The organism is Reinekea blandensis MED297, assembly GCF_000153185.1.
GTDB classification, from domain to species: domain Bacteria; phylum Pseudomonadota; class Gammaproteobacteria; order Pseudomonadales; family Natronospirillaceae; genus Reinekea; species Reinekea blandensis.
Map to the genome: position 1 here is coordinate 667,775 of NZ_CH724149.1, position 25,453 is coordinate 693,227.

Here is a 25,453-nt window from a genome sequence, read left to right on the forward strand (position 1 = left end):
GTTAGCCTTTATCAGCCTGTTGAGTTAATTGACTGTTCATCATGCCGATGCGGCGGGCCATGTTTTCAATCAGCGTCATGGTCGTTTGAGGGTGAGATTGGATCAGTGTGATGAACTCTTCTTTGGGCACCGCGAGGACGGTACAGGGTGACGAAGCCGTTACTGTTGCAGATCGCGTTTCTCCGGTAAATACGGCCATGGCACCAAAAATTTCATCCTGGCTGATTTCTCCGACCTTTGTGCCGTCAACAAAGACGTCAGCGGTCCCGGTCAAAATCGTAAAGACTTCGGTTGCTGTGTCGCCTTGTTCAATAATATTTTGACCGGTTGCAAAGTTGAGAAAACCGGTCTGAGGTTGGATTTTTGTTACCTGCTGCCGCCCGAACGCATCCTGAAACAGGCTCAGCTGGGTAATCAGATAGCTGGTCCAGATAGCTTGGCGTTCTTTGGTCTCGTTGACAAATCTCAGAATCTGATCGGCGTCGTATTGAATGACTTCTGTGTCATCATCAATCGAAATCTGGAAGGACGGCAGCTGATAGCATTGCGTCAGTCCAATCAGATCGCCGGATTCAAAGTAGAGGCAGCTTCGACCCTCGCAAACGGCTGAAATGTTGCCCTGTTGCACGATAAACAGGTGTTCAGTGGATTCCAAACTGTAAAGATCGGCTGTTACCGGCAAAGTGACCCGCTCCCCGCCGGGTAATCCCTCAAACAACTTTTGCGACAGTTTTTTTAGTCGGTCTGTGAGTTGATCGACGTGCGTCGGTCGTTCACCGAGAAGCAACATGTTGGCATCCTGTGGTTATTTCTGGTCTGAACCGGATCAGGACTGATTTCACCTGATGGTCCTTTCGGTGCTCAGATTAGTGATATTATCCATCAAGTTCTACTGTTTTTGGGAAATCTGTGAAGTCATCACCGCCAAGCTTTATTCTGTCTCGCCACTGGACTGACTCGGAAGCGGGGATTGAGCTGCGTTTCTGGTTGATTGACAGTGAGGGTGAGCGCCGTTGCCGGGTCATTCCCGAGCAATCGAGCAGTTGTTTTGTCGCTCAACGGCATCTTAAGCAGTGGCAGGGGCTGTGGCGACGGCTCGGTATCAGTGTTCGAGTGGGGGAGCGGACATTCACCTCGCTGCTGGGCGACCAGGTGTTGCCTGTCTATACCCATTCTGTTCGACAACAGCGACGCTGGGTTCATACCGGACAGGATCAGGGTCTTAAAGTGTGGGAAGACGATGTCATGCCTGCCAATCGTTTCCTGATGGAACGGTTCCTGTTTGGTAGTTTGTCCGAGCAGGAGGGGCGTTTCCGGCCGGCTTCATCGGAACCTGAGCTGCGCGTCCTGTCTCTGGATATCGAAACCGATTGGTACATTCCCGGCCAATTGCCGGCACTTTACAGCATCGCTTTAGCCTTTGATGATCAACAGCAGGTGCTGGTGGTCAACGACGGGGCTGATTTCATCACCGACGATGGCGTAGACGTTCGGTTGTTCAGTACGGTTCGCGATTGTCTGGCTGAGGCGATCGCCAGGATTCAGGCCTACGATCCGGACTGTATCGTTGGTTGGAATGTGATCGATTTTGATTTGCGCATTCTTCAGGAGCATTGCGATCAGGTTGGGCTGGCGTTTGAAGTCGGACGTCAACGAGCCGTGCCGCTCTGGCGTGAGATGGGCGGTCAGCCCGGACGTTATGCTCTAGAGCTGGAAGGACGGCAGGTGGTCGATGGTCCGGGCGCTTTTCGCTCGGCTGCCTGGGCATTTGAAGACTATTCACTGGAGACGGTCTCACGCTCACTGCTAAATCGCGGTAAGCGAATCGAACACAGTGATGATCGGGTAGGTGAAATTGAACGGTTGTATCGTGAAGATTTGCAGGCGTTTGCGCACTACAACGCGGAAGATGCACAGCTGGTACTCGATTTGTTTGACGTCGCCGGGCTCTGGCATTTTTTGATTGAGCGGTCTCATCTCACCGGCCTCCCGATGGATCGTGTCGGCGGTTCATCGGCCGCGTTCAATACCGTTTACATGCCCCGGTTGCATCGTTATGGCTATGTAGCAAGCAGCGTTGGTGAACAGACGTTGCAGTCTTCCAGTCCGGGTGGGCATGTCATGGACAGTACTCCCGGTATTTACCGAGATGTCATCGTGCTGGACTTTAAAAGTCTGTATCCGTCAATCATCCGGACCTTTTTAATTGACCCAATGGGCTTGTTAGAAGGCTTGAATGCCGATGAAGCGGAATCTATCCCCGGATTTCTGGGCGCCCGGTTTCATCGGACCCGACATATTCTGCCCGGGTTGATCGATCAGCTCTGGGCTGCCCGTGACCAAGCCAAGCGCGAGCAGAATGCACCCATGTCTCAGGCCATTAAAATTATTATGAACTCGTTTTATGGGGTGTTGGGCAGCCCGCTTTGCCGGTTTTTTGATCCGAGGCTGGCCAGCTCGATTACCATGAGAGGGCACGACATTCTTCAGCGCAGCAGCGAGTTTATCGAATCGCAGGGCTACCCCGTTATATACGGAGATACCGACTCCCTGTTTATTCACGCTCGCAACCATGCGGAACCCAAGCGACTGGGTCGGGAGCTGGCAGATCAGTTAAACGAGTGGTGGCGGTCGTTGCTGCAGGAATCCTATGGTCTGGCCAGTCAGCTGGAGATGGAGTTTGAGACTCATTACAGCCGATTTGTGATGCCTACCATTCGTGGCACCGACAAAGGCTCAAAGAAGCGATACGCTGGGTGGATTGAAGGTGATGGAGAGCCTCGTCTCGTTTTTAAAGGTCTGGAGGCGGTACGCTCCGATTGGACTCCCATGGCGAAGGCGTTTCAGCATCGGCTTTATCGATGCGTGTTTCAGGAAGAGGATTACCGGCAGGTGATCCGTTCAACTGTGCAACAACTACATGCCGGTGAGCTAGATGCCGAGCTGGTCTATCGCCGACGCTTGCGCCGGCAAATTGATCAGTATGAGAAACAGGCGCCACCGCATGTTCAGGCGGCACGACTGAAAAAACAACACAATCCAAACTGGTTTGGACGGACCATTGAGTATGTGAAGACGGTACAGGGTTGGCAGCCATTGCCTTATGTGTCTGCGCCGCTGGATTACACCCATTATATTGAAAAACAGCTGGCTCCCATTGCGGACGCCTTGCTGTTCTTCTTCGATGATGATTTTCAAGCGGTGGTGGACGACCAGATGAGTCTTTTCTGACTTAATTTCGCCCCTACGCTCAACAGGTGTGAATAGGGCCTACAGGTTCACCGGCGCCAGCGTGAATCGGTCGTCTTCGATGACCAGCTCCATGGTGTCGCTACTAAAGCGAACAATAAAGTAAGTCAGCTGCACAGGCTCTACGCTGCGTTTGAAATTACCGTTTGCCGGGGCGGTCTGACTGAACTCTGTGATGACGGTAATGCTGTTGTCTTCATAAGTCCAAATGCCCTGATAGTTATAGACACTCTGGTCTGACCGGGTATGGATGAAGGTGACGGTGCCATTTTCATTCAGCGTCATTTTCACTTCACCACCGCGCTCATCGGTGCCGAACCATTGGCCGGGCAGTACTGACTCGTCGACGGTGACCGGTTCGCGTTTCTTGCCCTGAATGGTGATTTCTTCGGCCTCGATTTCAGTGGGCGGCCGATCTCCGTAATAGACATTGCCATCGTCGTCGGTCCAGGTATAAATTTTACCGGCGGCCAGAACCGACAGAGGTGTCAGCAGTATCAACAGGCACAAAAAACGTTGCAGCATGACAGCTTTCCTTAAAGCGAAATCTTCTAGATACCGGCATAGTAGCCGGGACAAGCCGTTAGTTTAACCCTGATGTGTTGTTTTTGTGAATTAAAGCGCCTCGCGCTGCTGTTGGTGCGTTTCCAGTATCTGTTGCAACTGAAGGGCACTGAGCCGGGGACCGGATTGCTGCACGAGGTGAGCGGACGCCAAACTGGCCAACGCCCCCGCATCGGCGAAGCTGTAATTTTGGGTGACGCCATACATGAAGGCACCGGCGAAAGTATCTCCGGCTCCCAATGTACTGATCGCCGTTACCCGATGGGCTGGAACAGGGGTTTCGGTGTGGCCATCGTAAGCGAGGGCTCCGTCCTCGCCCAGCGTAATGACCCATTGATGCGCCAATTTGTTCAGGGTTTCTTTCTGGAGTGACAGATCGTCGCTGTAAGCCCAGATTTCGGCTTCTTCTTCATTGCAGAACACCAGGTCGACGGGTTCATCCAGCAAGTGGGTCATGCGCTCGCGACAAAGACGGGCGACCGCCGGGTCACAGAAATTGACGGCGATCTTTTTGCCGAGCCGACGTGCTTCGTCGCGGGCTTTCAGAGCAGCCTGATAACCAGGCTCGGCAATGAGCAGATGTCCTTCGATGTAAACCCATTCGGCGGCTTGCAGGGCGTCGAGATTCAGATGTTCCGGGCCGATGTAATCGGTAATACCGACATAGGTGTTCATCGTTCGGGCGGCATCGGGCGTTAACATGACCAGACAGACACCGGTGTGTCCGTCATTGGTTTTTGCATTGTGATCAGTGGCAATGCCCGACTCGACGAGCTGTTGCTGATAAAAACGCCCGTCTTCGTCATCCCCGAGCAAGCAGGAAAAATGACACTGAGCGCCGAGCAACGCCGCAGTGGCAATGGTGTTGGCACCGCTGCCGCCGCCGGATCGGAGGTTCAGTTTGCCACGCTCGGTGGCCGATTGGCGCAGTGTTTGCGAACGTTGAAAGTCGATCAGGGTTCGATGGCTTTTCGCGATGCCAAGGGTCTGCAGGAAGGATTCGCTGACGGCATACTCTTCATCCACCAGCGCGTGTCCAAACGCGTAGATATCCAACTTACCCATGATCAGGCCTTTTGTGAAAAAGCGCGCATTGTAATGAAATTTTCACCGCTGTTAATAGTCTCTCCTTGAGACTTCTCTGCGGTTCCTCTTTATAATGCGCCGCTTATGGCAAATAAGACAACTTCCAAAAAACGATCGTCGACGCGCAAAGCCGCGACGAGCACACCCAAACGAACGCGTAAACCGAACACCAAACGGGGCGATACATCCAATCGACGCCGCAAAATTCTGCGCCTGACGCTTCAGCTAAGCATGATTTGCGTCACTCTTTTAGCGTTTTGGATGGTTTATCTGAATGCGCAGGTTCGCGAAGGCTTTGAAGGTCGGCGCTTCAGCATTCCGGCACGAGTCTACAGCGAAGCGCAGGAGCTGTATGCGGGCGCGCCCATTCGACAAACGGACATGATTCGTCTGCTTGATCAGCTGGGTTACCGCCGGGTCAGTGATCCGGTGCAAGCCGGGCGTTATGCCGTCGGTACGCGCACTATTGAGGTCTATACCCGAGGCTTTCGGTTCTGGGATGGCGTTGAGCCGGCCCAGCGACTGCGTATGACCTTTGATGATACGGCGATTCGCACGTTGACCAATCGTCAGGGCCAACCGGTTCTGTTAACACGTCTGGATCCACTGTATCTGGGGCAAATATACCCGGGTGTCACCGAAGACAGGGTTCTATATCGCCTGGACGAGGTCCCACAGCGGATGGTACTCGGACTGCTGCTGGTGGAAGATGATCGCTTTTTCAGCCACCACGGCGTGTCCATACGTGGCATCCTGCGTGCGTTAGTGGTCAACCTGACTAACGGCTCTGCGACTCAAGGTGGCAGCACGCTGACGAATCAGTTGGTTAAAAACCTGTATCTGTCACCGGAAAAAACCCTGACCCGAAAAATCAACGAAGCGCTGATGTCGTTGATCCTGGAGTTCCATTACAGCAAGAACGACATTCTCGAAACTTATATGAACGAAGTGTATGTCGGTCAGCAGGGTGCCCGTTCGATCAATGGTTTTGGTCTGGGCGCGCAGTTTTTCTTCGGCAGTACTCTGGAGGGCTTATCCCTTCACCAGCAGGCCATGTTGGTCGGGCTGATTAAAGGACCTTCCTACTACAATCCACGTCGTAACCCGGAGCGGGCCCTGAAGCGGCGAAATCTGGTGTTATCCGTCTGGCACGAACAGGGGCTGATCACGGCGGATGAATACCAGCGAGCCCAGTCTGCGCCGCTGGACGTTTCCAAAACACCAGGTCAGGCAAGATTCCCGGCATTTATGGCCAGCTTAAGGGATCAGTTGTCCCGGGACTATCGTAAAGACGATCTGATGGCCGAAGGCCTGTCGGTGTTTACCACTCTGGACCCTGTTGCTCAGGCTGTGCTTGAGACGCAACTGGCGTCTGGCGTTGAAGCGGCGGAAGCCGGATATCGGATAGACACCGGCGCTTTGCAGGGCGCGGCCATCCTGACGCGGCCATCGACGGGTGACATTCTGGCCGTCGTGGGGGACCGGGAGCCAAAGCAGTCTGGCTTTAACCGAGCGGCGGATGCGCGCCGTCAGGTCGGTTCCTTGATGAAACCGGCGGTCTATCTGGCCGCCATTGAGTCGGGAAAAAGTCTGGCCAGTCCGGTCAGTGATGAACCGGTACAGGTTCAAGCCGGTGACGGCACCATCTGGTCGCCCAATAATTACGACAAACAAAGCCACGGCCAGCCTATTCTGGTGGATGCACTGGCCAAATCCTATAACCAGGCAACCGCCCGCTTAGGTATGGAAATAGGCTTGGCTAAGGTATTTGATGTCATTGATCGGCTCGGTGTTGATGGCGATATTCCGCCAGTACCATCGGTCATGCTCGGTGCGCACAGCATGTCACCGATGCAGATTGCGCAGATGTATCAGACCATTGCCGGCAACGGTTTTTATACGCCGCTGAACATGATTCGGGCGGTGTCTCATCCAGAGCAGGGTGTGATTCAGCGGTTTGATCTGAATGTCAGTCAGCGCTTCGAGCCTGCCGATATTTATCTGTTGCAGGCCGCGCTCCATGAAACCACTTTGAATGGTACGGCGGCAAGAATATCCCGCTCATTACCGTCAGACTGGTGGGTTGCGGGTAAGACCGGTACAACGGACGATAACCGGGATGCCTGGTTTGCGGGCTTTACCGGGGATCGTCAGCTCGTAGTCTGGGTCGGTCGTGATGACAATCAGCCAACGCCATTAACCGGTTCCAGCGGCGCGTTACCAATCTGGATTAATGTCATGGATCAGCTTAAACCGCTTCAGGAGCGTCGTGGCCGACCCGTTAACGTGACGACGGTCCTCGTTAATGATGCCGGTGCTGCAGTCCCGGACTGGTGTGACGGTGCTCGCGGTTTGCCTTTCAAAGCTGGCACCGAACCGGCTCGCAGCTTAAGCTGTCAGTCAGATGTGAAACAACCGGATACTGAGAAAGAGACATGGTGGCAAAAACTGTTCGGCTGATGGCCGTATCGGCGGTCCTGATACTCGCGGGCTGTCAAACAATTCCGCTGAACGAGCCGGTGGCTGCTCAGGATGCCAGACGTCAGGCAAACGAGCCGGAGCAGATTGAGGTCCCGGATGCACCAGAAGATGGAGGGCAGGCAAGCGATGCCATTCCTGTAGTCGAGTCGCAGGCTGACGTGATGTCTTCCGAGACAACAGCTGACACATCCGACCAACCTGATACCGTTACGGCCTCTGAACCGGAAGAACCCGCACCCTCGCCGGAGCGGGTCGTCACCCGTCTACAGCAGCAGGCGTTGCAGTTGCAGGCGGAAGGGCGATGGGCGGAAGCCGAGTTGATTCTTGAACGTGCGTTAAGAATTGACGCGGAAAAAGTGGATATCTACCACCAGTTAGCCACTGTTCGTCTGGGTCAACAGCGTTTTTCTGAAGCCGAGCAGATTGCCCTGAAAGGGCTGTCGTTAACCGACGAAACCCCGAAATACAAAGCCTCACTTTGGGAAGTGATTGCTCAATGCCGATCAGCAATGGGCAATGTATCCGGTGCGACGGAAGCCCGTACTGAGATGCGACGTTGGATGGCGGCAGAGTAACGATGACCGCTAAGATTCTCGTGAGTGCCTGCCTGTTGGGCGATCGTGTTCGTTATGATGGCGCGGACAACAGTGTCAGCAATGACTGGTTACAGCGCTGGAAAGAGGAAGGCAGGCTCGTGCCGGTGTGTCCGGAAGTCAGTGGTGGCTTACCGATACCTCGGCCACCGTCGGAGATCCAGGGTGGCAATGGCGAAGATGTGCTGAGTCAGCAAGCATCGATTGTTGACATCCATGGGCGCGACGTCACCCGTGAGTTTCTTGTCGGTGCAGAACAGGCTCTGGCGACGGCGCAGAAGTACGGCTGTCGATTTGCGCTGCTGGCGGCTCGGTCGCCCTCCTGTGGTAATGAGCAAATCTACGATGGCACCTTCAGTGGAGCGTTAATACCGGGCGCGGGTGCGACCGCTGCGTTGCTCAAACAAAATGGGATACAGGTGTTTAATCAGGCGCAGATCGTCGCGTTGGCCGAGCAGCTGAAAGACTGATTTCAACAACACAGGCCAGGGAGAGGAATGTGACGACTTGTTTGATCATTTCGGATGCCGTCGAGGATACCCGGAAAATCCAATCGCTGATTGCGGACGGCTGTTATATCAGCATCGTCAGATGGCCATCTCAACAAGAATGGCTCAGTTCTTATGACGACTGGGTGTTGTGGCTTTCAGATACGGACCTGCGAGGAGTTCTGAAGGCCAGCCTGGATCGTAAACCCAGACTTCACCTGTTGCGTCACCCGGACGCTACCCACAGCTTCAGAGGGTTAGGGCTGAATCGATGCCCGTCACAATGGTCTGGGTCCACAGAATCTCTGGAGACGCTTGATGTTGATCTGTTGCAGGCAAACGATGAGCTGGTGCTGAACAAAGTCGTCGTTGGTCGTGCCTTTACTTACCAGCCGGGTGGGCATGCGCATTCACTCTGGCAACGACTGAAAATAGCCTGGGCGCAGTTGCGCCGATTACCGCAATATCAGCCGCTCGCGCTGACGGTTGAGGGATCTCAGGACCAGAAACTTAAGACGGCTGTTCTCGGAATCAGCCTGATGGCTCATGCTGAGAGTTCCAGTTTATCGCGTAGCATTCTCCCCGATCACTCGGCCAATGACGGACTGTTTTACGCGCTGTTGGTGGCTCCGCTGAGCATTATGCAGATGTTGCGTGCTGTAGTGGCGGAATCGATGCGCAGTGCCAGTCAGCAAACCGGGTTTCTTGGCATTCTTCGGGTAGCCGGGCTACGTGTTCATGCCTTGAGATCGTTTCGCTATTCGGTGGATGAACAGGTTCATCAGGCCAGTGTGCTTGACTTAACTGTCCTAAAGGGAGCCGTGCGCCTGGCAGTTCCGGAAGCCTCTGGCTGGGAACACTGTCAGATGGCCGGTCGCTCTTCCTGGCGAGTACAGGCGCTCCCCTCCAGTGCTGAGACCGTGACGGCGCTGACGGCCAAACCTTTGCCGTTGATCCGGCATGCTTCGGCAGAGGACTTCAGAGAGCTGTATCAGACGCTTCGCGACAACGCGCGCATCACGAGCGGTTACGTGGTGTTTATGATTCTTTCAGTATTGTTGGCCGGGTTCGGTCTTTATGCGGACTCAGCGCCCGTAATTATTGGCGCGATGATCTTGGCACCGTTAATGGCCCCGATTGTTTCATTGGCGATGGGGTTAACGCGGCAAGATTTTCAGTTGATGAAAAGCAGTGCCCAGACCGTCCTGATTGGTGTGCTGGTCGCACTGGGTGTGTCCATGGTGTTAAGTTTCCTGCTGCCGTTAACGCTGGAAACGTCAGAGATCAGCGCTCGGCTGCGTCCAACATTGCTGGATTTAGGCGTCGCGATTCTGTCTGGTATTGCTGGCGCATACGCCCATGCCCGTTCGGAAGCTGCAAAAAGCCTGGCAGGCGTGGCGATTGCCGTCGCTTTGGTGCCGCCTTTGGCAGTCTCTGGCATTGGTCTGGGTTGGTTTTCGGCTGATGTCGCCTTGGGAGCCCTGTTGTTGTTCATTACCAACCTGGCGGGCATTGTCTTCGCAGCGTCACTGACGTTTCTGTTGCTCGGCTTTGCACCCTTCGCCCGGGCTCGTAAAGGTTTGATGACCTCTGCGATCGCGGTGCTGCTGGTCAGCATACCTTTGGCTTTCAGCTTTCAGCAGCTTGCTAGGGAAGCCGCCATTGTTGATCTGTTCCAACAGGTCAGCTCACCGTCGCTCGACGTTCGATCGGTGCGGGTTCTGAGTTCCGGTCAACCCGTACAGATTCGTTTGGATATTGTACGTCGCGACAATGCCGATTCCGTTCGAATTCAAGCACTGAAACAAGCATTGGAAGATCGCTTGTCACAACCGGTGTTACTCGAAGTGACCTGGATTGATCAATATTGACCCCTGGGTTTTTATTGAATGGATATGCATTTTTGTCAGCTAACTTAAGGGTTCTGAGTCATAAAAAAACCCCGCGCAATGCGGGGTTTCGATTTTGACTCTTTTGATCTGTTGCTGTTTTTTACAGTCTTTTAGATCGAGTAGTACATGTCGAACTCAACAGGGTGAGTCGTCATGTTCAGTCGAGTGACTTCTTCCATCTTCAGCTCGATGTAGGCGTCAATGACGTCATCGTCGAACACGCCACCGGCTTTCAGGAACTCACGGTCTGCACTCAGGGCATCCAGAGCTTCTTTCAGCGAAGTCGCAACGGTTGGGTAGCTGTCGGCTTCTTCTTTTGGCAGGTCATACAGGTCTTTGTCCGCTGCATCGCCAGGGTGGATCTTGTTCAGAACACCGTCCAGGCCAGCCATCAGGTAAGCAGAGAACATCAGGTATGGGTTGGCTGATGGGTCACCGAAGCGAACTTCGATGCGCTTGCCTTTCGGGCTGTTCACGTATGGGATACGGATAGAAGCGGAACGGTTACGGGCTGAATAAGCCAGCATGACCGGAGCTTCGAAGCCAGGAACCAGACGCTTATATGAGTTGGTCGACGCGTTCGCGAATGCGTTCAGTGCACGAGCGTGCTTGATGATACCGCCAACGTAGAACAGAGCGGTTTCAGACAGGCCTGCGTAGTCGTCACCAGCAAACTGGTTAACACCGTCTTTGGAGAAAGACATGTGAACGTGCATACCAGAACCGTTGTCACCAACGATTGGCTTAGGCATGAACGTGGCTGTTTTGCCATACGCGTGTGCAACGTTGTGGACACAGTACTTCAGGATCTGAACTTCGTCAGCTTTCTTCGTCAGTGTGTTGGCACCAACACCGATTTCACACTGACCAGCGGTACCCACTTCGTGGTGGTGTACTTCAATTTCCAGACCCATGGCTTCCATTGCGTCACACATTTGTGCACGGATTTCATGCAGACTGTCGACTGGAGGTACTGGGAAGTAACCGCCTTTCACACCAGGACGGTGACCGAGGTTGCCGTCTTCGTATACTTTCTCAGAAGACCAGGCCGCTTCTTCAGAATCGATCTTGTAGAAAGCGCCAGACATATCCGCGCCCCACTTGATGTCATCAAATACGAAGAACTCTGGTTCTGGACCGAACATCGCAGAATCACCCAGTCCGGTAGACTTCAGATACTCTTCAGCACGGATCGCAACAGAACGAGGGTCACGGTTGTAGCCTTCACCAGTAGATGGCTCAACAATGTTACAGCGAACAATTACAGTCGCGTCTTCAGTGAACGGATCCAGAACGGAAGCAGAATCGTCTGGCATCAGGATCATGTCGGACTCGTTAATGCCTTTCCAGCCTTCAATGGAGGAACCATCGAACATTTTTCCGTCTTGGAAGAAGTCTTCATCGACTTCAGAGGCCGGAATGGTTACGTGCTGCTCTTTACCCTTAGTATCGGTAAAGCGCAGATCAATCCAGCGGGCTTCGTTATCTTTAATCAGCGAAAGCGTATTTGATGACATTTGACATCTCCATTGGTTATTTTGCGCCCGGTGGCCGAGCGATTCATTCGTGGCTGCCGAAAGAGCAGACTCTTTCATTGAAAGCACTAACAGTGTGCATCGCAATGCAAGTGATATGCCACAAGACTAAGCCCTTGAGCAACGCGGCTTTCAGACGCAGAGGGTAACAAGTGTACAGCTGTGCGTGCGTCATTATGGGTCATTTTAGGAATTGCTGCACCAACTAAGTGCGCTGTTTTGGTGCGTACTGATCCGGCAAGCATTCCACGGCGGAACAGGACGGTGGGAAAGCTGGTTAAAAGACAACCTTGAGACCGGTAAACCTGAGCACAACATGGTGGTATACTCTCGCGCTTTTCTGGAACCAGCCCTCAGCCGTATGAAATTTATCGTCAAACTCTTCCCCGAAATTACCATAAAAACGCGTCCGGTTCGCAAGCTGTTGGTTAAGCAGCTGACACAGAATATCCGAAACGTGTTGTTAAAAATCAGCGATGATGTGCGGATCCGGAACCAGTGGGATGCCATTGAGGTCTGGACGCGAGACGGTGCTTCTGACTCGGTCAATGATGATGTGTACGGTGCGTTGGAATGTATACCGGGCATTGCACATGTGAATCGTGTTCGGGAGTTTCCGCTCGGGGACTTTGACGATATCGTTGAAAATACCCGCGAAGTCTGGGGCGAGGCGCTGCAGGGAAAAACTTTCGTTGTCCGGGTAAAGCGTACCGGGCAGCACGATTTTACATCGGTTGAGGCTGAACGGTATGTTGGCGGCGGTTTGAATAAGCTCACCGACGCCAAGGGCGTCGACCTGCATCAGCCTGATGTGACCATTCGGTTGGAGATTAAACACAATCGCCTGTTTGTCATCGACCGACGCCGGCCGGGACTCGGAGGCTTTCCACTGGGCTCCGCCGACAGTACGCTGACGCTGGTCAGTGGCGGCTTTGATTCCACGGTCGCGGCCTATCAGATGATTCGCCGCGGTGTTAAAACCCATTTCCTGTTTTTTAATCTGGGCGGTGCGGCGCATGAGAACGGTGTTAAAGAGGTAATCTACTATCTCTGGAAAAAATACGGCAGTTCGCACAAAGTTCAGTTTGTCTCAGTACCTTTTGAAGGCGTTGTAGAAAATATCCTTGAGTCGGTCGAAGATCGCTACATGGGTGTTGTTCTGAAACGGATGATGATGCGCGCCGCCAACCAGGTCAGTGATCGGTTGAAGCTCGACTCTTATGTTACTGGTGAAGCTCTGTCGCAGGTGTCCAGTCAGACGATGATGAATCAGCGCTTGATTGATGATGTGGCGGATCGGTTGGTGATTCGACCCCTGGCGGTCACCGATAAGCATGACATTGTCACTATCGCGCGCCAAATTGGTGCAGCCAGCTTTGTGGAGCGCATCCCGGAATACTGCGGTGTGATTTCCAGAAAACCGAATGCGGCCTGCAAGCGACACGATCTCGAAGCGGCGGAGTCCGCGTTTGACATGACTGTGCTGACTGCAGCCTTGGAGCAGGCTAAAGTTGAGTCGATTGATCGCATGGTATGGGAGCCGACCATCGATATGGAGCAGGCGCTGAATCAGTCTCTCGATCAGGCTCATGCTGTGATCATCGATGTGCGCCACCCCCACGAGACCGAATCAGCGCCGTTTGATGCGCCCGGACACGAGGTCATTCAGTTGCCGTTTTACAGTCTGAACCGGAAGTTTGGTGAGCTGGATCAGTCCCGCCAATATCTGCTGTACTGCGACAAAGGGGTAATGAGTAAAATGCATGCGCTGCATCTGGCCGATGCCGGCTTCCGGAATGTTGGTGTTTATCGACAGCCTCAGGATTGACTCGATTCCGGATCGGACAGATTAATCTGGAACGTTCCCTTTTCGCCGGACTTGACGGTATACAGGGCCTGATCTGCACGAGCATAGAGGTTTTCAAAGGTATCCTCTTCGCTCGTCATTAAGGCAATACCGACGCTGCAGGCCGATTGCAGGGTGTGCTTTTTCCATGTGAACGGGCGGTTGATGCTGTCTCCGATTTTCTCGGCCAACTTGTGGGCTTGTGATGGCTCGGCAATCATCGCGATGATGATGAACTCATCGCCACCCAGTCGTGCCACGGTATCACTGGCCCGAATGGTGCCCTGCAATCGTTGGGCAATGTCAATGAGTAAGGCATCGCCCGCCGGATGGCCGTGACGGTCATTAATATCCTTGAAATCGTCCAGGTCGATGACCATCAGGGCGACTTGATTGTTGTCTCGTCTGGCCTGACCGGAAATCTGCTGGAACCGGTCTTTCATCAACAATCGATTGGGCAGCTTCGTCAATGGATCGTGGAACGCCAGCTGTTGATAGGTGTCGCGGGCAGACTCTAACGAACGCTGCTGTTTAATAAACTCACTGATGTCCTGAATGGCACCGTAAACATAAGGTGTGCCCTGGTCTTCGAAACCAAGCTGGGCGGAAACGCGAACCCAGCGCTCGGGTGAAAAACCTGCCAGCTTCATCTCAATGGTTTCAGAGCTGCCGGTTTTGTAGACCCTCTGTACCCGTCGTATGGCTTCCTCTTCAGAGTTGACATCGAAGAGTTTGGCGATGTTTCGCACGGACGTATGAAAAGAGCGGGGGATGGACAGCAGCTGAAAGGTTTCTTCTGTCAGTGTGAACAGCATGTCTTTGACGTTCAGCTCCCATCCACCAACTCTGGACATGCGACTGGTTTGTTGCAGCATGTTTTCACTGTGTTGCAGGCGTCGCAGCGTTTCCTTCAGCTCTGAGATGTCCCGGATAATGACCCAGCTGCCGGTGATGTTCCCTGTCTCGCCGCGGACAGAGCTGGCTCGCAAAGTGATCGGGACCAGGCTGCCGTCTTTTCTCAGCACTTCTTTTTCAAAGATATCGGTGTAGCCCCGTGTGGCGATCTGTTCGGCCATAAGTCTGTCGGCTTCTTCCCACCCGGGAGGGGTGAAGTCATGGTACGTCAGATGACGGAGCTCTTCCTGGCTGTAACCGACCAGATCAAGATAAGCACGATTGGCGTAGCGCAGTTCATCCGTCTGCGTCCAGAAGGCAATGGCGTCAATGCTGTTGCTGAACAGGGATCGGAAACGTCGCTCGGCATTGGCCAGGGAGCTGATCAGCTTATGTTGCACGGACGCATCCCGCATGATCGTCCAGATGGCTTCGGGTTGGCCGCGGTGGTTCCTGATCAGGCAGCGACGAACCGATACCGGTACATCCGGGAGATCAGTGCGGGTTATTCGCTGTTCATACAGATCGGTATGACCCTGCTTCAATAACATCGGGCGATGCAGGCGTTGTTCCAGCTGGGCGTCCTCGCGGCGAACAAACTGATGGAAGTCAGTGCCAATCAGGGCTTCCGGCTCGGCTTGCAGCAGCTCGCCCAAAGCGGGGTTTACCATCAGAACCCGGTTATTAAGGTCGGTCAGGACGATCGGATCCTGATTGTCCGTCAAAAAGCGTTGTAAGTAACGTTCGCGGTTAATGGCGTCCCGACTGTCGGGCTTTATGGGTTGGATAAAGTTCCAGGCGCCGGCGTACTGACCATCGGCATCGGTATCTGATACCAGCTGCACCTGAACATCGACGATTTGCCCATCGCCCCGGACGAGTTGCTTTTCGAAAGGTAGGCTGAAACCGGACTGAACAAATTGCTGTGCATCGTCTTTTGACAGCTCGTAGCTGCCCGGAGCGTTGAAGCGAGTGAAGGGTTGCCCGATGATGTCATCGCGACTGCGCTTCAGCAATTCAGCAAACTGACGGTTGGCATCCACAAATCGTCCGTCAGCTGAGACCAGGGCAACACCATTGGTGTTTTCATTAAAGCGTTGGTTGAGATGGCCCGATCCCTGTTGCAGAGCCTTATCGAGTGGATTAATACCGACCCAGAAAAGCTGCTGTCCAAAATGCTCAATCGATGTAACTGCGATGTGTGCCGGTTGATCCGGATTGCGTATCAATTGCGCTTCGGCACTGAGTGATCGAGATCGAAGCAGCCAGTTCTGGAAACTGCCCTCAACGCTGATGATTTCGTGGATTTTTACCGACTCGTCGCTCTGAATAGCGGTTAACTGTGCGAACGTTGAGTTTGAACTTAAAACCCTGAACGTTTCATCAAACAAACCGATGCCAATCTGGTTGTTATCAAATAACTGATGCCAGGCGGATGGGGGCAAGGAGCGTTCGAAGCTGGCGGTTGATTCGAAAACGATTCGGTAACCCGTCAGCTGGCGCTGGATCGTCAACGGATAGATGGTAATCAGGTTCAATGGATTGAGGCTGATGCCGTCGTCAAACGATGCCTCGCCGCGGATTTGTGTTGGCCGATGCATCGATGACAAACCGATATGCCACTGTTGTTCCCGGTTGTAAGCGCTTGAGGTGATGTGAAGCGTTTGACCAACAACACGATCCGTCAGTCCAGAGCAGGTTTCCAGCAATGCGTCGCTGATACCGATGATACGGCCGCTGGTGTCGCAAAGCAGTGCTTTGTCGTCACTGTTCAGAAAAGCTGCGGCGAAAGCCGGATGATTCAGATCCGCGACCATCAGTTGTCTCGTTGTATGGCAGCCCAACGGGCTGCCGAATGACTATCAGTTTGCCGTCTGCGCTTCTTCGGCGGCCTTTTTATTCTGCATGTACAGGGCATCGAAATTGACGGGTGCCAGCATCAGGGCAGGGAAGCTGCCTTTGACAACCGCCGTGTCGATGGCTTCACGCGCGTATGGGAAAAGGATGTTCGGGCAGTAGGCTCCGAGCATCTGATCACGGGTCTCCTGCGGGAAACCAGACACGCTGAAAATGCCGCCTTGCTGAACTTCGCACAGAAAAGCCGTCTGATCTTCAATTTTGGCCGATACGGTCAGAGTCAGTACCACTTCGAACGCATCATTGTCCAGAACGCGAGTAGCCGTATTAAGATCCAGTTTCACCTGAGGCTTCCACTCCTTGCGGAAAATGTCTGGCGCGTTCGGGCTTTCAAATGAGACATCTTTGGTGAAAATACGCTGAATGCCGAATTGGGGTTGTTGTTGTTCAGTCATGGTGACTCCATCGTTTGTGTTTTTATAGCGCCGGCATTCCTTTCTCCGCCAGCGTCAGGTGTTATGGTTCAGTGCGTTGGTCGGTCAGGCCTCTGTCAGCAAGGAATCCAGCTTTTGATTGCGTTCCAGCGTGTACAGCTCATCACAACCGCCAATGTGTTCCCCGTTTATCCAGATTTGAGGAACAGTATGGCGTCCGCTTTCCTGCATCATCTGAGCGCGCAATGTCGGATCGCCATCAACAATGATTTCCTTAAAAGAAACCTGCTTGGACTCTAAAAGGCGCTTTGCCTGAATGCAAAATGGGCACCATTGGGAAGAGTACATGCGGATATCTGCGCTCATAGTGCCATCAGCCCTTGACCAGCGGCAGGTTCGCGCCTTGCCATTCCATGATGCCGCCCCGAAGCTTGTTCAGTTTGGTAAAGCCGGCTTTGGCAAGGACAGATCCTGTTGCACCGGCTGTTGTACCGGTTTTGCAGATCAGAATGATCGGTTGATCTTTATAGGCTTCAATTTCAGAGAGGCGTTTCTGGACATCTCTGGAAGGAATGTTAATCGCGTTCGGCAGGTGACCATTGCGGAAATCTTCTTTTGACCGGATATCGATGACCTTGGCATCTTCTTTATTGATCAGCAGGGTGACCTCAGTTGGTGAGATGGCTTTACCACCTCGTGAACCCTCGGAACGGATCAACAGGATCAGCAGGGTGACCCAGATCAGGCTGAGTATCCAATGGTTCAACACAAACTCTAACAATTGCTCTAACATCGATCGATCTCTAGCAGACAAATAAAATTGAGGCGGCAGTATACACAACCTGAATTATGGGGTGAATGCATTCTGTATGACATTGACCCCTGCCAGGAAACCTGGCGGTTTCAAATCAATAAAAGCAGGAAAAAAACAAGGATTCCGCAGCCGTGTCAGACTAAAAACTCGAAATGTGCGTATAAATCCGTACACTAGGTTTGTAATTTTCCTACATTTTTGAATGAGGTTGTCACATGGCGCAGGGTAAACCCGCAATTCTGCTCATCTTAGATGGGTTCGGTTACAGTGAAACATCCAAGTCCAATGCGATTGAAAAAGCCAACTCACCGGTTTGGGATCGGCTGTGGTCTGATTACCCCCACACATTGATCCAAACCTCAGGTATGGCTGTGGGGCTGCCGGATGGGCAGATGGGGAACTCCGAAGTCGGACACATGAACCTTGGCGCGGGTCGGACGGTTTATCAGTCGCTGACCCGAGTAACCAAAGCCATATCTGATGGTGACTTCTTTGAAAACGAACAGATCGTCAGTGCGGTGGATAAAGCCGTTGCCGGTGGCAAAGCGGTTCATATTCTGGGCCTGCTGAGCCCGGGTGGTGTCCACTCGCATGAAGATCACCTGCACGCCATGGTCGACCTGGCGGTCAAACGCAACGCCGATAAAGTCTATGTTCATGGCTTCCTTGATGGTCGAGATACGCCTCCGCGCAGCGCCGCCGATTCGATTGAGAAACTGGAAGCGAAACTGGAAAAGCTGGGCGTTGGCGGTATTGTCTCTCTGGTCGGCCGTTACTACGCGATGGACCGTGATAATCGCTGGGAGCGGGTGCAGGTTGCCTATGACCTGCTGACCAAAGGTACGGCGGATATCGTTGCGGCCACGCCTTTAGATGCGCTGCACGCCGCCTATGATCAAGATAAAGATGACGAGTTCTGCCCGGCGGCTTCTATTCGTGCCGAAAGCACTCAGCCTGTGACCATTCAGGATGGCGATGCCGTTGTCTTCATGAACTTCCGCCCGGACCGTGCTCGGGAGCTGACGCGGGCCTTTGTCGACAAAGATCTGCAGTCAGATTTAGACCGCTCAGTCTCTCCTGACTTGGCGGGCTTTGTCAGTTTGACTGAGTACGCGGCCGATATTCCATGTGCGGTAGCTTACCCACCTGAAAACCTGCAAAACACTCTGGGTGAAGTGATTTCCGCTCGTGGTGGCAAGCAGTTGCGTATTGCTGAAACTGAAAAGTATGCCCACGTTACGTTCTTCTTCAGCGGTGGTCAGGAAGCCGAGTTTGATGGCGAAGATCGGATTTTGGTGCCGTCACCTAAAGTGGCAACCTATGATCTTCAGCCTGAAATGAGCGCACCGGAAGTCACTGAGAAGCTGACTCAGGCGATTCGTGATAAAAAGTACGATCTGATCATCTGCAACTATGCTAATGGTGACATGGTGGGTCATACCGGTGATTTTGACGCGGCTGTGAAAGCCGTCGAGGCCTTGGATGAGGCCATCGGCAAGGTGACGGACGCGGCACTTGAAGTGGATGCTGAAGTTCTGATCACGGCGGACCACGGTAATGTGGAGCTGATGGTGGATCCGGAAACCGGTGGTGCCGTTACCAGCCATACCACATTCCCGGTGCCACTGGTTTATGTCAGTAAAGAGAATGCTTCGGCTCAGCTGAAAGATGGGGCCCTGGCTGATATCGCGCCGACGCTGCTGTCCATTCTGAACATTGACAAGCCGGCCGAAATGACGGGCAGCAGTCTCATTCAGAAATCGTCATAAAACGATCACGTTACTGCGGAAAAAGCCGGATCACAGTGTCCGGCTTTTTTGTGCCAGTCAGATTCCAATCGATATTGTGTTTGCAAGGAATAGCGGAGTGACGGTCGGCGGAGCCGAATGGGAGCTAAAACAGAGAGTGAGGGTTTTCAGGCGGTTTGCACAGACAGCATCCCTGCTGGCCTATGTGCACTGTTGTGGGGCGAAAAATATTGAGTTGTTCAGGAACTGACCACCCGGCCACGGTAAATTCGTTTAGGGGTCGCTTCCGATTTTTGATGGTGAGCGCTGGATTCAGACGTCATTTTTTCAAACAATGTTATGCCTCGATATTGCCTGACTGAGGCTTGCCCCTGACTGTCTTCATCGGTCAAGACGTCGATCCAGGGGTCGCCGGCAAGTTCACAGATTTCACGGATCAACGCCTTCATAACGGCGTCGTCGGTCTTATGAAACAATTTGCCGAGCTCGTCAAACAGATCCGGATTGGCCATCTTCAGGGTTGGTTTCAGCTCCGAAGGGGCACGGCGGCGGATTTCTTTGGCAAGGTCGATCATGGCTTTGGTAAATGTCATGGGTTATGCCTGTTCTTGTTATGACTCCATACTAAAGGGTGCAGGTAGCGTGCCATTCGTTATTCATTCACCTGATCGTCTGCCTGTGTCAGAATAAGAGATCGGCATTATTACCCAGGAAACGTTCTTATGATCCCACTTTGTCCCGATGCGGCGAGCTGTGTTGTGCTTCGGTCATTGGATAAGGGCCAGACTCAGATACTGTTGTTAAAACGGTGCGAGGCGGATGGTGGTTTTTGGAGTCATGTTGGAGGCGGCGTTCATGCGGGGGAAACGGCGGTGCAGGCTGTGCTTCGTGAACTCTATGAAGAAACCGGGTTACGACCAGAGCGACTCTACAATGCCGAGTATCTCGAGCAGTTTTATCAGGTCGAACAGAACCGGATTCTGGTGATGCCGGTTTTTGTGGTGTTTGTGGCTGGGGATGCCAATGTTGTCCTGAACGATGAACACACAGATTTTACCTGGTGTGCGTTTTCACAAGCGCTGGAACGCGTACCTTTTCACGGGCAAAGACAGCTCTATGAACACGTCTGGCGATTGTTTGTTGAGCGCTCAGCGCCATCCTGGTTGCGGATACCCTGTGGATCGTAAACCTATCCTGGCTCATGCTTTCATATCTTGTTTCCTAACGCTTAAAGGCATCGCTTTGGCTTTAGGCTTGTCGCTGGCTGTCTCAGCGGTCTTTGCTGATGACCTTACCGAGTCTCAAGCGCGGCTCGAGCAAATCAATGCTTCATTGCAGTCCCTGCAGGCTGAACTGAAACAGTTTCAGGTCGAAACCGATGCCCAGCGGCGGGCACTGGCGGAAACTGAAACTTCCATTGGCCGGCTGACCCAATCTTTGAACGAAACTCGTAACCGAATGGCCGAACTGAACCAAGCGTTGGAGCAGTTGGCTGCGGAATCGGCAGATCTGGAACGTCGACTTCTTGAAAAGGCGGACGACATTGCCGCGCTTTTACGCCTTGCTTACAAGCAAAAGAATCAGCCGCTCATTAAACTCCTGCTTTCCGGTGAGCGTCCCGAAGAGTTATCCAGGCATCTGTACTATCTGTCGGTGCTGACCCGGGAGCAACAGAAACAAATTGAACAGTGGGTGGCCGAACAGTCTCGGTTAGCCGAAGTGAAGGACGCTCGAGAGCGTTCATTGCAACAACTGGAAGACCAGGAACAACAGCTGGTGGCGCAGCAGGCGGATCTTGAACAGCAAAAGAACCGTCGTGCTCAGGTAGTCGCTAATCTTCAGGCGCAGGCTGAACAGACAGACGATGAAATTGCCCGGATGGTCTCCGAGCGTGAGCGGGTCACCGAACTGATCACAGAACTTGAAGCCCAACTGGCGTCACGTGATCTCAATTTTGCCGGCGCTGAGCCGGTCGAAGAGGCCCGCGGCAGCCTGCCCTGGCCGGTTGATGGACGCTTGATGAATCGCTATGGTCGAGCCATTAATCAGTCCGGGTTAACCTGGCAGGGGTGGTTGTTGGCTGCTGATGAAGGGGAACCGGTGCGGGCGGTTCATGGTGGCCGGATTATCTTTGCGGACTTTTTCAAATCAAATGGTCTGCTGATCATCATTGATCACGGTGATGGCGTCTGGACCCTGTATGGCCGGAATCAGGCTTTGTTGCGAGATGTCGGCAGCTGGGTAGAGCCTGGCGATACCATTGCGCAGGTGGGCCGGTCCGGTGGCTACAACGAAAGCGGACTATACTTTGAAGTCCGGCTCGACGGAGAGCCTCAGAATCCGGCAAACTGGCTACAGAACAGGTAAAACATGACCTCAATTGAACAGAAGAACTGGAAAGGAACACTTATGAGATTGATTCGAAATCCGTTTTTAGCGGCAACGACGGCCCTGGTGATCGGTATTGCCGTGGGGATGACCTCTGGTGTTCGTGCCGACAATGAAATTCAGTTGCCGGTGGATGAAGTCCGGTTGATGTCGCAGGTTCTGGAGCGGATCAAGCAGTCCTATGTTGAGGACGTAACCGATGAGGACCTGCTGGAAGCTGCCATCGAAGGTATGCTGACCAGCCTGGACCCGCATTCGGATTACCTCACGCCGGAAGATTTTCAGGAACTCAGAGAAAGTACTTCGGGTGAGTTCGGTGGCCTCGGCATTGAAATTACGATGGATGAGACCGGTTTTGTGCGCGTCGTTGCGCCCATCGATGACACCCCAGCCCTGCGCGCCGGTATGCAGTCGGGCGATCTCATCACACAGATTGATGATACGCCAGTCAAAGGGATGACGATTAACGATGCGGTCACGCTGATGCGTGGCGAGCCCGGTACGTCGCTGGTGTTGACGGTATTGCGTGAAGGCGAGAGTGGTCCTCTGAAAATCGAAATTACCCGGGACGTCATTAAGGTGACCAGTGTCCGATCGCGGATGCTGGAGCCGGATTATGGCTATATCCGGATTTCTCAGTTCCAGGAGCGTACCGGTCGTGATTTTGAAGAGGCTTTGGAAAGCCTGCACGATGAAGCTGAGACAGAGTTGAAAGGCATTGTGCTCGATCTGCGCAACAACCCTGGCGGTGTTTTGCAGGCCTCTGTCGATGTGGTGGATGCGTTAATCAGTGAAGGCCTGATTGTCTATACCGAAGGCCGTTTGGCGAACTCGGAAAGCCGGTTTACGGCGCGTAATCGTAACCCAAGCCGGGATGTGAACCTGGTGGTGTTGATTAACGGCGGTTCCGCTTCGGCTTCAGAAATTGTGGCTGGCGCGATCCAAGACCATAAACGCGGTCTGATCATTGGTACCCAGTCTTTCGGTAAGGGGTCAGTCCAGACTATTTTACCGCTCGATCAGAGTCATGCGCTGAAGCTGACGACGGCTCGCTACTACACCCCGAGTGGTCGATCTATTCAGGCTCAGGGTATCGTACCGGATATCGTGGTAAAGCAGGGTTCGCTGACTCAGAATGACTCCGATGCCTTCTATAAAGAAGCGGATCTGGCGGGGGCGTTGGAAAACCCGAACGGAGAGGCTGACGAGGGTGATCAGGACAGCGCGGCCGAAACCGAGAATCTGGCCGAAAATGACTATCAGCTTTACCAGGCCATAACCGTGCTCAAAGGCATTGCGATTCTGGGACAGCGTAACTAAGTCAGATGATCCTTGCATTGTGCCGGCTGTCGCGGGCTGGGTTGGCTTTCATCTTGTTGATCGGGACGTCAGATGCGCTGGCGTCCGGTCGGCTGGTGTTAGTTATGGACGACCTGGGTAATCAGTATCGTCTGGGGTTGGATGCCATAGCGTTGCCGAGTGTGACGACGGTGGCGATTATGCCCGGTCGGCCCTACACACGGGAGCTGGCGGAGTACGCTCATTCCTTGGGAAAGGAAGTCATTATTCATGCCCCGATGGCGAATCTGACGGATTTTCCGCTTGGGCCAATGGGGCTGACCCGTGAAAAAGGACCGGAGTCGCTGCTCAAAAACCTGCGCGACGCCATTGATAGCGTGCCGTACGCGGTGGGCCTGTCCAATCACATGGGCAGCCGCTTGACGCAAGACGGCGAGGCCATGGGATGGATCATGCAGGAACTTAAGAGACAGAACCTGTACTTCTTTGATTCGAAAACCATTGCCAGTTCCATTGCCTGGCAGGTTGCGCAAAACCACTTTATACCGTGGAGTTCGCGTCAGGTTTTTCTGGATCACTATCAGACAGAAGCGTTTATTGCCAGTCAGTGGCGTCTGGCGCTGGCGCAGGTCGACCAGGGTCAGACCGTTACCGTCATCGCTCACCCTTATCCGGAAACACTCGCGTTTTTTCAAAATCGCCGGGAAATGACTCAGGACACCGCATTCTCGGTTCCGCTCTCGCACGTTCTCAACTATCCTGTCATGACGTCTCGTCGGACGCAGAATATCCCCGAAGGGATCTAAGCGCTGCTCGTTCAGATTCGGTTCAGCGTCATGGCGTTACCTTACTAATACTTTACTGACCTTCATCAGAGGAGATGAACATGCTGAGGACCTGGGGTGTAATTCTGATCGGTGCGCTGGTTCTGTCCGGTTGTGCGACCCTGAACAAAGAAGAATGCCTGACCGCCGACTGGTATCAGATTGGATATGAGGACGGCGCTCGTGGCTATTCTGATACCCGAATTGCCTCCCATCGTGAAGCCTGCGCCAAGCATGGCATCTCACCGGATTTTCGTTCTTATCAGGACGGTCATTCCGAAGGCGTTATTCGTTTCTGTACACCGCGAAATGGCTTTGATCAGGGAACCCGGGGCTATCAATACACAGGTATTTGCCCACCATCCCTGGAAGGTGAGTTCCTGGATGCCTACGATGCCGGTCGTGAGATCTATGCGGTACAGTCCAGCATCCGTGAGTTGCGCTCCGAGCAAAACCGAAACGAGTCTCAGATTAGTCGATTGCAGGATGACATAGCCGCCGCCGAACAGGCGCTGTTTTCAGCCGAAACCAGTGAAGAGGACAAGCGCAACATCTACGATCGAATTGGTCGCATGCAGGAAGAGCTGGGCTCGCTTGAGCAGCGCAATAAACAGCTGGTGGTTGATATTGCCCAGGCTGAAGCCAAGCTTCGGGTACTTGAAGAGAAGTATGCCTACTATTGAAGGCAATAAAGGCGATGGTTGGATCGACAGCCATTGCCATCTGAATGATCTGCCCGAACCGGAAACCGCCTGGTCTCAAGCCGTTTCCGGAGGGATTGATCGAATCCTGATACCGGGAACCCATCCGGAACAGTGGCCTCAGTTGCGGGCGATGCGGTCACCGCAGCGTCCTGTGGCACTGGGGACTCATCCCTGGTTTGTTCAAGACCCTGAACGCGAAATTGAGGCGCTCAGAAGTGCACTGCTCAACGATGAGGTCGCGGTTATTGGTGAAATCGGACTGGACTTCTATCGTGGCGGTAAAGCGCGACCGACGCCAGAACTGCAAATGGCCGTGTTCGAGTCTCAACTGGCATTGGCGGCCGAGTACGGAAAGCCGGTGATACTCCATGCGGTCAAAGCGCATCAGGAAATCATCCGGTTACTGAAAAAATACCCCTCGGTCTATGGCGTTGTCCATGCTTTCGCGGGTTCCTATCCATTGGCTCAGCAATATCTTGACCAGGGTTTTTATCTTGGCATCGGGCCCCAACTGATGCGCTCAACCAAACTGCAGGACACCGTCCGTTCCATGGCCGGTGAGCGCATTCTGCTGGAGACCGACGCCCCGTTTATGGCCCTCCAGAAGCAGGCGGTCAATCCGCTCCTGGATTTGTTGGTGGTTGCTGAGAGCGTCGCTGAGCTGCGTTCACTGTCATTAGCTGAGCTTCAGCAGCAAGTAGCGGCTAATAGTCTTCAATGTTTTGGAACCATCTGGGGTTGATCTCCGCCGCTGTAA

Annotated in this window: 22 protein-coding genes; 13 read left to right on the forward strand and 9 right to left on the reverse strand. The window is 53.4% G+C overall.

Annotated elements, in window-relative coordinates:
* Nucleotide 1: 1 nt before the first annotated feature.
* Complete coding sequence (locus MED297_RS03045) at nt 2-790, reverse strand: Crp/Fnr family transcriptional regulator (RefSeq protein WP_008042262.1); 789 nt, start codon at nt 788-790, stop codon at nt 2-4.
* 119 nt (nt 791-909) lie between these two features.
* Between MED297_RS03045 and MED297_RS03050 the strand changes: the two genes are divergently transcribed.
* The gene (locus MED297_RS03050) at nt 910-3,231 is read left to right on the forward strand and encodes a DNA polymerase II (RefSeq protein WP_008042263.1); all 2,322 of its coding nucleotides are present in this window, start codon (nt 910-912) and stop codon (nt 3,229-3,231) included.
* Nucleotides 3,232-3,270: 39 nt separating this feature from the next.
* Here the strand turns inward: MED297_RS03050 and MED297_RS03055 are convergent, their stop codons facing one another.
* Together MED297_RS03055 and MED297_RS03060 are read right to left on the reverse strand one after the other, a co-directional pair.
* The gene (locus MED297_RS03055) at nt 3,271-3,774 is read right to left on the reverse strand and encodes a DUF4124 domain-containing protein (protein ID WP_008042264.1); all 504 of its coding nucleotides are present in this window, start codon (nt 3,772-3,774) and stop codon (nt 3,271-3,273) included.
* A 90-nt stretch (nt 3,775-3,864) separates the two neighbouring features.
* A complete protein-coding gene (locus tag MED297_RS03060) occupies nt 3,865-4,878 on the reverse strand; it encodes an adenosine kinase (RefSeq protein WP_008042265.1) in 1,014 nt (337 codons plus the stop codon).
* A gap of 105 nt (nt 4,879-4,983) precedes the next feature.
* Between MED297_RS03060 and mrcB the strand changes: the two genes are divergently transcribed.
* Genes mrcB through MED297_RS03080 form a run of 4 tightly spaced genes read left to right on the forward strand, consistent with a single transcriptional unit; the run spans nt 4,984 to nt 10,332 of the window.
* Nucleotides 4,984-7,359, forward strand: a complete 2,376-nt coding sequence (mrcB, locus tag MED297_RS03065; RefSeq protein WP_008042266.1) for a penicillin-binding protein 1B — start codon at nt 4,984-4,986, stop codon at nt 7,357-7,359.
* Nucleotides 7,335-7,955 carry a tetratricopeptide repeat protein gene (locus MED297_RS21025; protein WP_008042268.1) on the forward strand — a complete coding sequence of 207 codons (621 nt, stop codon included), beginning with the start codon at nt 7,335-7,337 and terminating at the stop codon, nt 7,953-7,955. The genes mrcB and MED297_RS21025 overlap by 25 nt, the downstream gene beginning before the upstream one ends.
* 2 nt (nt 7,956-7,957) lie before the next feature.
* Entirely contained in the window at nt 7,958-8,443 is a 486-nt protein-coding gene (locus tag MED297_RS03075) for a 2-thiouracil desulfurase family protein (protein ID WP_008042269.1), read from the forward strand.
* 29 nt (nt 8,444-8,472) lie between these two features.
* A complete protein-coding gene (locus MED297_RS03080; RefSeq protein WP_154650828.1) occupies nt 8,473-10,332 on the forward strand; it encodes a TIGR00341 family protein in 1,860 nt (619 codons plus the stop codon).
* 131 nt (nt 10,333-10,463) lie between these two features.
* On the opposite strand, the gene glnA is transcribed toward MED297_RS03080, so the two are convergent.
* Nucleotides 10,464-11,870, reverse strand: coding sequence for a glutamate--ammonia ligase (glnA, locus tag MED297_RS03085; protein WP_008042275.1), 1,407 nt, complete (start codon nt 11,868-11,870; stop codon nt 10,464-10,466).
* A 334-nt stretch (nt 11,871-12,204) separates the two neighbouring features.
* Here glnA and thiI point away from each other — a divergent pair, with 334 nt between their 5' ends.
* The gene (gene thiI / locus MED297_RS03090) at nt 12,205-13,716 is read left to right on the forward strand and encodes a tRNA uracil 4-sulfurtransferase ThiI (protein WP_237613405.1); all 1,512 of its coding nucleotides are present in this window, start codon (nt 12,205-12,207) and stop codon (nt 13,714-13,716) included.
* On the opposite strand, the gene MED297_RS03095 is transcribed toward thiI, so the two are convergent.
* From MED297_RS03095 to MED297_RS03110, 4 genes are all read right to left on the reverse strand, one after another.
* A complete protein-coding gene (locus tag MED297_RS03095; protein ID WP_008042278.1) occupies nt 13,707-16,445 on the reverse strand; it encodes a PAS domain S-box protein in 2,739 nt (912 codons plus the stop codon). The genes thiI and MED297_RS03095 overlap by 10 nt on opposite strands.
* Nucleotides 16,446-16,490: 45 nt before the next feature.
* Nucleotides 16,491-16,940 (reverse strand): protein-export chaperone SecB, encoded by a 450-nt coding sequence (secB, locus tag MED297_RS03100; protein ID WP_008042281.1) that lies wholly within the window; start codon nt 16,938-16,940, stop codon nt 16,491-16,493.
* 84 nt (nt 16,941-17,024) lie between these two features.
* Nucleotides 17,025-17,285, reverse strand: a complete 261-nt coding sequence (gene grxC, locus MED297_RS03105) for a glutaredoxin 3 (protein ID WP_008042283.1) — start codon at nt 17,283-17,285, stop codon at nt 17,025-17,027.
* A gap of 7 nt (nt 17,286-17,292) precedes the next feature.
* Complete coding sequence (locus tag MED297_RS03110; RefSeq protein ID WP_008042285.1) at nt 17,293-17,712, reverse strand: rhodanese-like domain-containing protein; 420 nt, start codon at nt 17,710-17,712, stop codon at nt 17,293-17,295.
* A gap of 236 nt (nt 17,713-17,948) precedes the next feature.
* On the opposite strand from MED297_RS03110, the gene gpmI reads away from it, so the two are divergent.
* The gene (gene gpmI, locus MED297_RS03115) at nt 17,949-19,502 is read left to right on the forward strand and encodes a 2,3-bisphosphoglycerate-independent phosphoglycerate mutase (protein ID WP_008042298.1); all 1,554 of its coding nucleotides are present in this window, start codon (nt 17,949-17,951) and stop codon (nt 19,500-19,502) included.
* A gap of 218 nt (nt 19,503-19,720) precedes the next feature.
* Here the strand turns inward: gpmI and MED297_RS03120 are convergent, their stop codons facing one another.
* Nucleotides 19,721-20,074, reverse strand: a complete 354-nt coding sequence (locus MED297_RS03120) for a hypothetical protein (RefSeq protein WP_008042299.1) — start codon at nt 20,072-20,074, stop codon at nt 19,721-19,723.
* Nucleotides 20,075-20,203: 129 nt separating this feature from the next.
* Between MED297_RS03120 and MED297_RS03125 the strand changes: the two genes are divergently transcribed.
* The 6 genes from MED297_RS03125 to MED297_RS03150 all read left to right on the forward strand — a co-directional run bounded on the left by MED297_RS03125 (nt 20,204) and on the right by MED297_RS03150 (nt 25,438).
* A complete protein-coding gene (locus MED297_RS03125) occupies nt 20,204-20,668 on the forward strand; it encodes an NUDIX hydrolase (protein ID WP_008042300.1) in 465 nt (154 codons plus the stop codon).
* Nucleotides 20,658-21,848 carry a murein hydrolase activator EnvC family protein gene (locus MED297_RS03130; RefSeq protein WP_161599266.1) on the forward strand — a complete coding sequence of 397 codons (1,191 nt, stop codon included), beginning with the start codon at nt 20,658-20,660 and terminating at the stop codon, nt 21,846-21,848. The genes MED297_RS03125 and MED297_RS03130 overlap by 11 nt, the downstream gene beginning before the upstream one ends.
* A gap of 42 nt (nt 21,849-21,890) precedes the next feature.
* Nucleotides 21,891-23,189: a S41 family peptidase gene (locus MED297_RS03135; RefSeq protein ID WP_040556593.1), complete on the forward strand. Its 1,299-nt coding sequence runs from the start codon at nt 21,891-21,893 to the stop codon at nt 23,187-23,189.
* 5 nt (nt 23,190-23,194) lie between these two features.
* Complete coding sequence (locus MED297_RS03140; protein WP_008042303.1) at nt 23,195-23,974, forward strand: divergent polysaccharide deacetylase family protein; 780 nt, start codon at nt 23,195-23,197, stop codon at nt 23,972-23,974.
* An 80-nt stretch (nt 23,975-24,054) separates the two neighbouring features.
* Nucleotides 24,055-24,675 (forward strand): DUF2799 domain-containing protein, encoded by a 621-nt coding sequence (locus MED297_RS03145; RefSeq protein ID WP_040556411.1) that lies wholly within the window; start codon nt 24,055-24,057, stop codon nt 24,673-24,675.
* On the forward strand, nt 24,662-25,438 hold the full coding sequence (locus MED297_RS03150; protein ID WP_008042306.1) for a TatD family hydrolase: 777 nt from the start codon (nt 24,662-24,664) through the stop codon (nt 25,436-25,438). The genes MED297_RS03145 and MED297_RS03150 overlap by 14 nt, the downstream gene beginning before the upstream one ends.
* Nucleotides 25,439-25,453: the final 15 nt, after the last annotated feature.

Bases quoted from the DNA above. Each gene is read 5' to 3' on its own strand.
- MED297_RS03045 (WP_008042262.1), bottom strand. From the start codon at position 790: ATGTTGCTTCTCGGTGAACGACCGACGCACGTCGATCAACTCACAGAC.
- MED297_RS03055 (WP_008042264.1), bottom strand. From the start codon at position 3,774: ATGCTGCAACGTTTTTTGTGCCTGTTGATACTGCTGACACCTCTGTCG.
- MED297_RS03060 (WP_008042265.1), bottom strand. From the start codon at position 4,878: ATGGGTAAGTTGGATATCTACGCGTTTGGACACGCGCTGGTGGATGAA.
- mrcB (WP_008042266.1), top strand. From the start codon at position 4,984: ATGGCAAATAAGACAACTTCCAAAAAACGATCGTCGACGCGCAAAGCC.
- MED297_RS21025 (WP_008042268.1), top strand. From the start codon at position 7,335: ATGGTGGCAAAAACTGTTCGGCTGATGGCCGTATCGGCGGTCCTGATA.
- MED297_RS03075 (WP_008042269.1), top strand. From the start codon at position 7,958: ATGACCGCTAAGATTCTCGTGAGTGCCTGCCTGTTGGGCGATCGTGTT.
- glnA (WP_008042275.1), bottom strand. From the start codon at position 11,870: ATGTCATCAAATACGCTTTCGCTGATTAAAGATAACGAAGCCCGCTGG.
- thiI (WP_237613405.1), top strand. From the start codon at position 12,205: ATGGTGGTATACTCTCGCGCTTTTCTGGAACCAGCCCTCAGCCGTATG.
- MED297_RS03095 (WP_008042278.1), bottom strand. From the start codon at position 16,445: ATGGTCGCGGATCTGAATCATCCGGCTTTCGCCGCAGCTTTTCTGAAC.
- secB (WP_008042281.1), bottom strand. From the start codon at position 16,940: ATGACTGAACAACAACAACCCCAATTCGGCATTCAGCGTATTTTCACC.
- grxC (WP_008042283.1), bottom strand. From the start codon at position 17,285: ATGAGCGCAGATATCCGCATGTACTCTTCCCAATGGTGCCCATTTTGC.
- MED297_RS03110 (WP_008042285.1), bottom strand. From the start codon at position 17,712: ATGTTAGAGCAATTGTTAGAGTTTGTGTTGAACCATTGGATACTCAGC.
- gpmI (WP_008042298.1), top strand. From the start codon at position 17,949: ATGGCGCAGGGTAAACCCGCAATTCTGCTCATCTTAGATGGGTTCGGT.
- MED297_RS03120 (WP_008042299.1), bottom strand. From the start codon at position 20,074: ATGACATTTACCAAAGCCATGATCGACCTTGCCAAAGAAATCCGCCGC.
- MED297_RS03125 (WP_008042300.1), top strand. From the start codon at position 20,204: ATGATCCCACTTTGTCCCGATGCGGCGAGCTGTGTTGTGCTTCGGTCA.
- MED297_RS03135 (WP_040556593.1), top strand. From the start codon at position 21,891: ATGAGATTGATTCGAAATCCGTTTTTAGCGGCAACGACGGCCCTGGTG.
- MED297_RS03140 (WP_008042303.1), top strand. From the start codon at position 23,195: ATGATCCTTGCATTGTGCCGGCTGTCGCGGGCTGGGTTGGCTTTCATC.
- MED297_RS03145 (WP_040556411.1), top strand. From the start codon at position 24,055: ATGCTGAGGACCTGGGGTGTAATTCTGATCGGTGCGCTGGTTCTGTCC.
- MED297_RS03150 (WP_008042306.1), top strand. From the start codon at position 24,662: ATGCCTACTATTGAAGGCAATAAAGGCGATGGTTGGATCGACAGCCAT.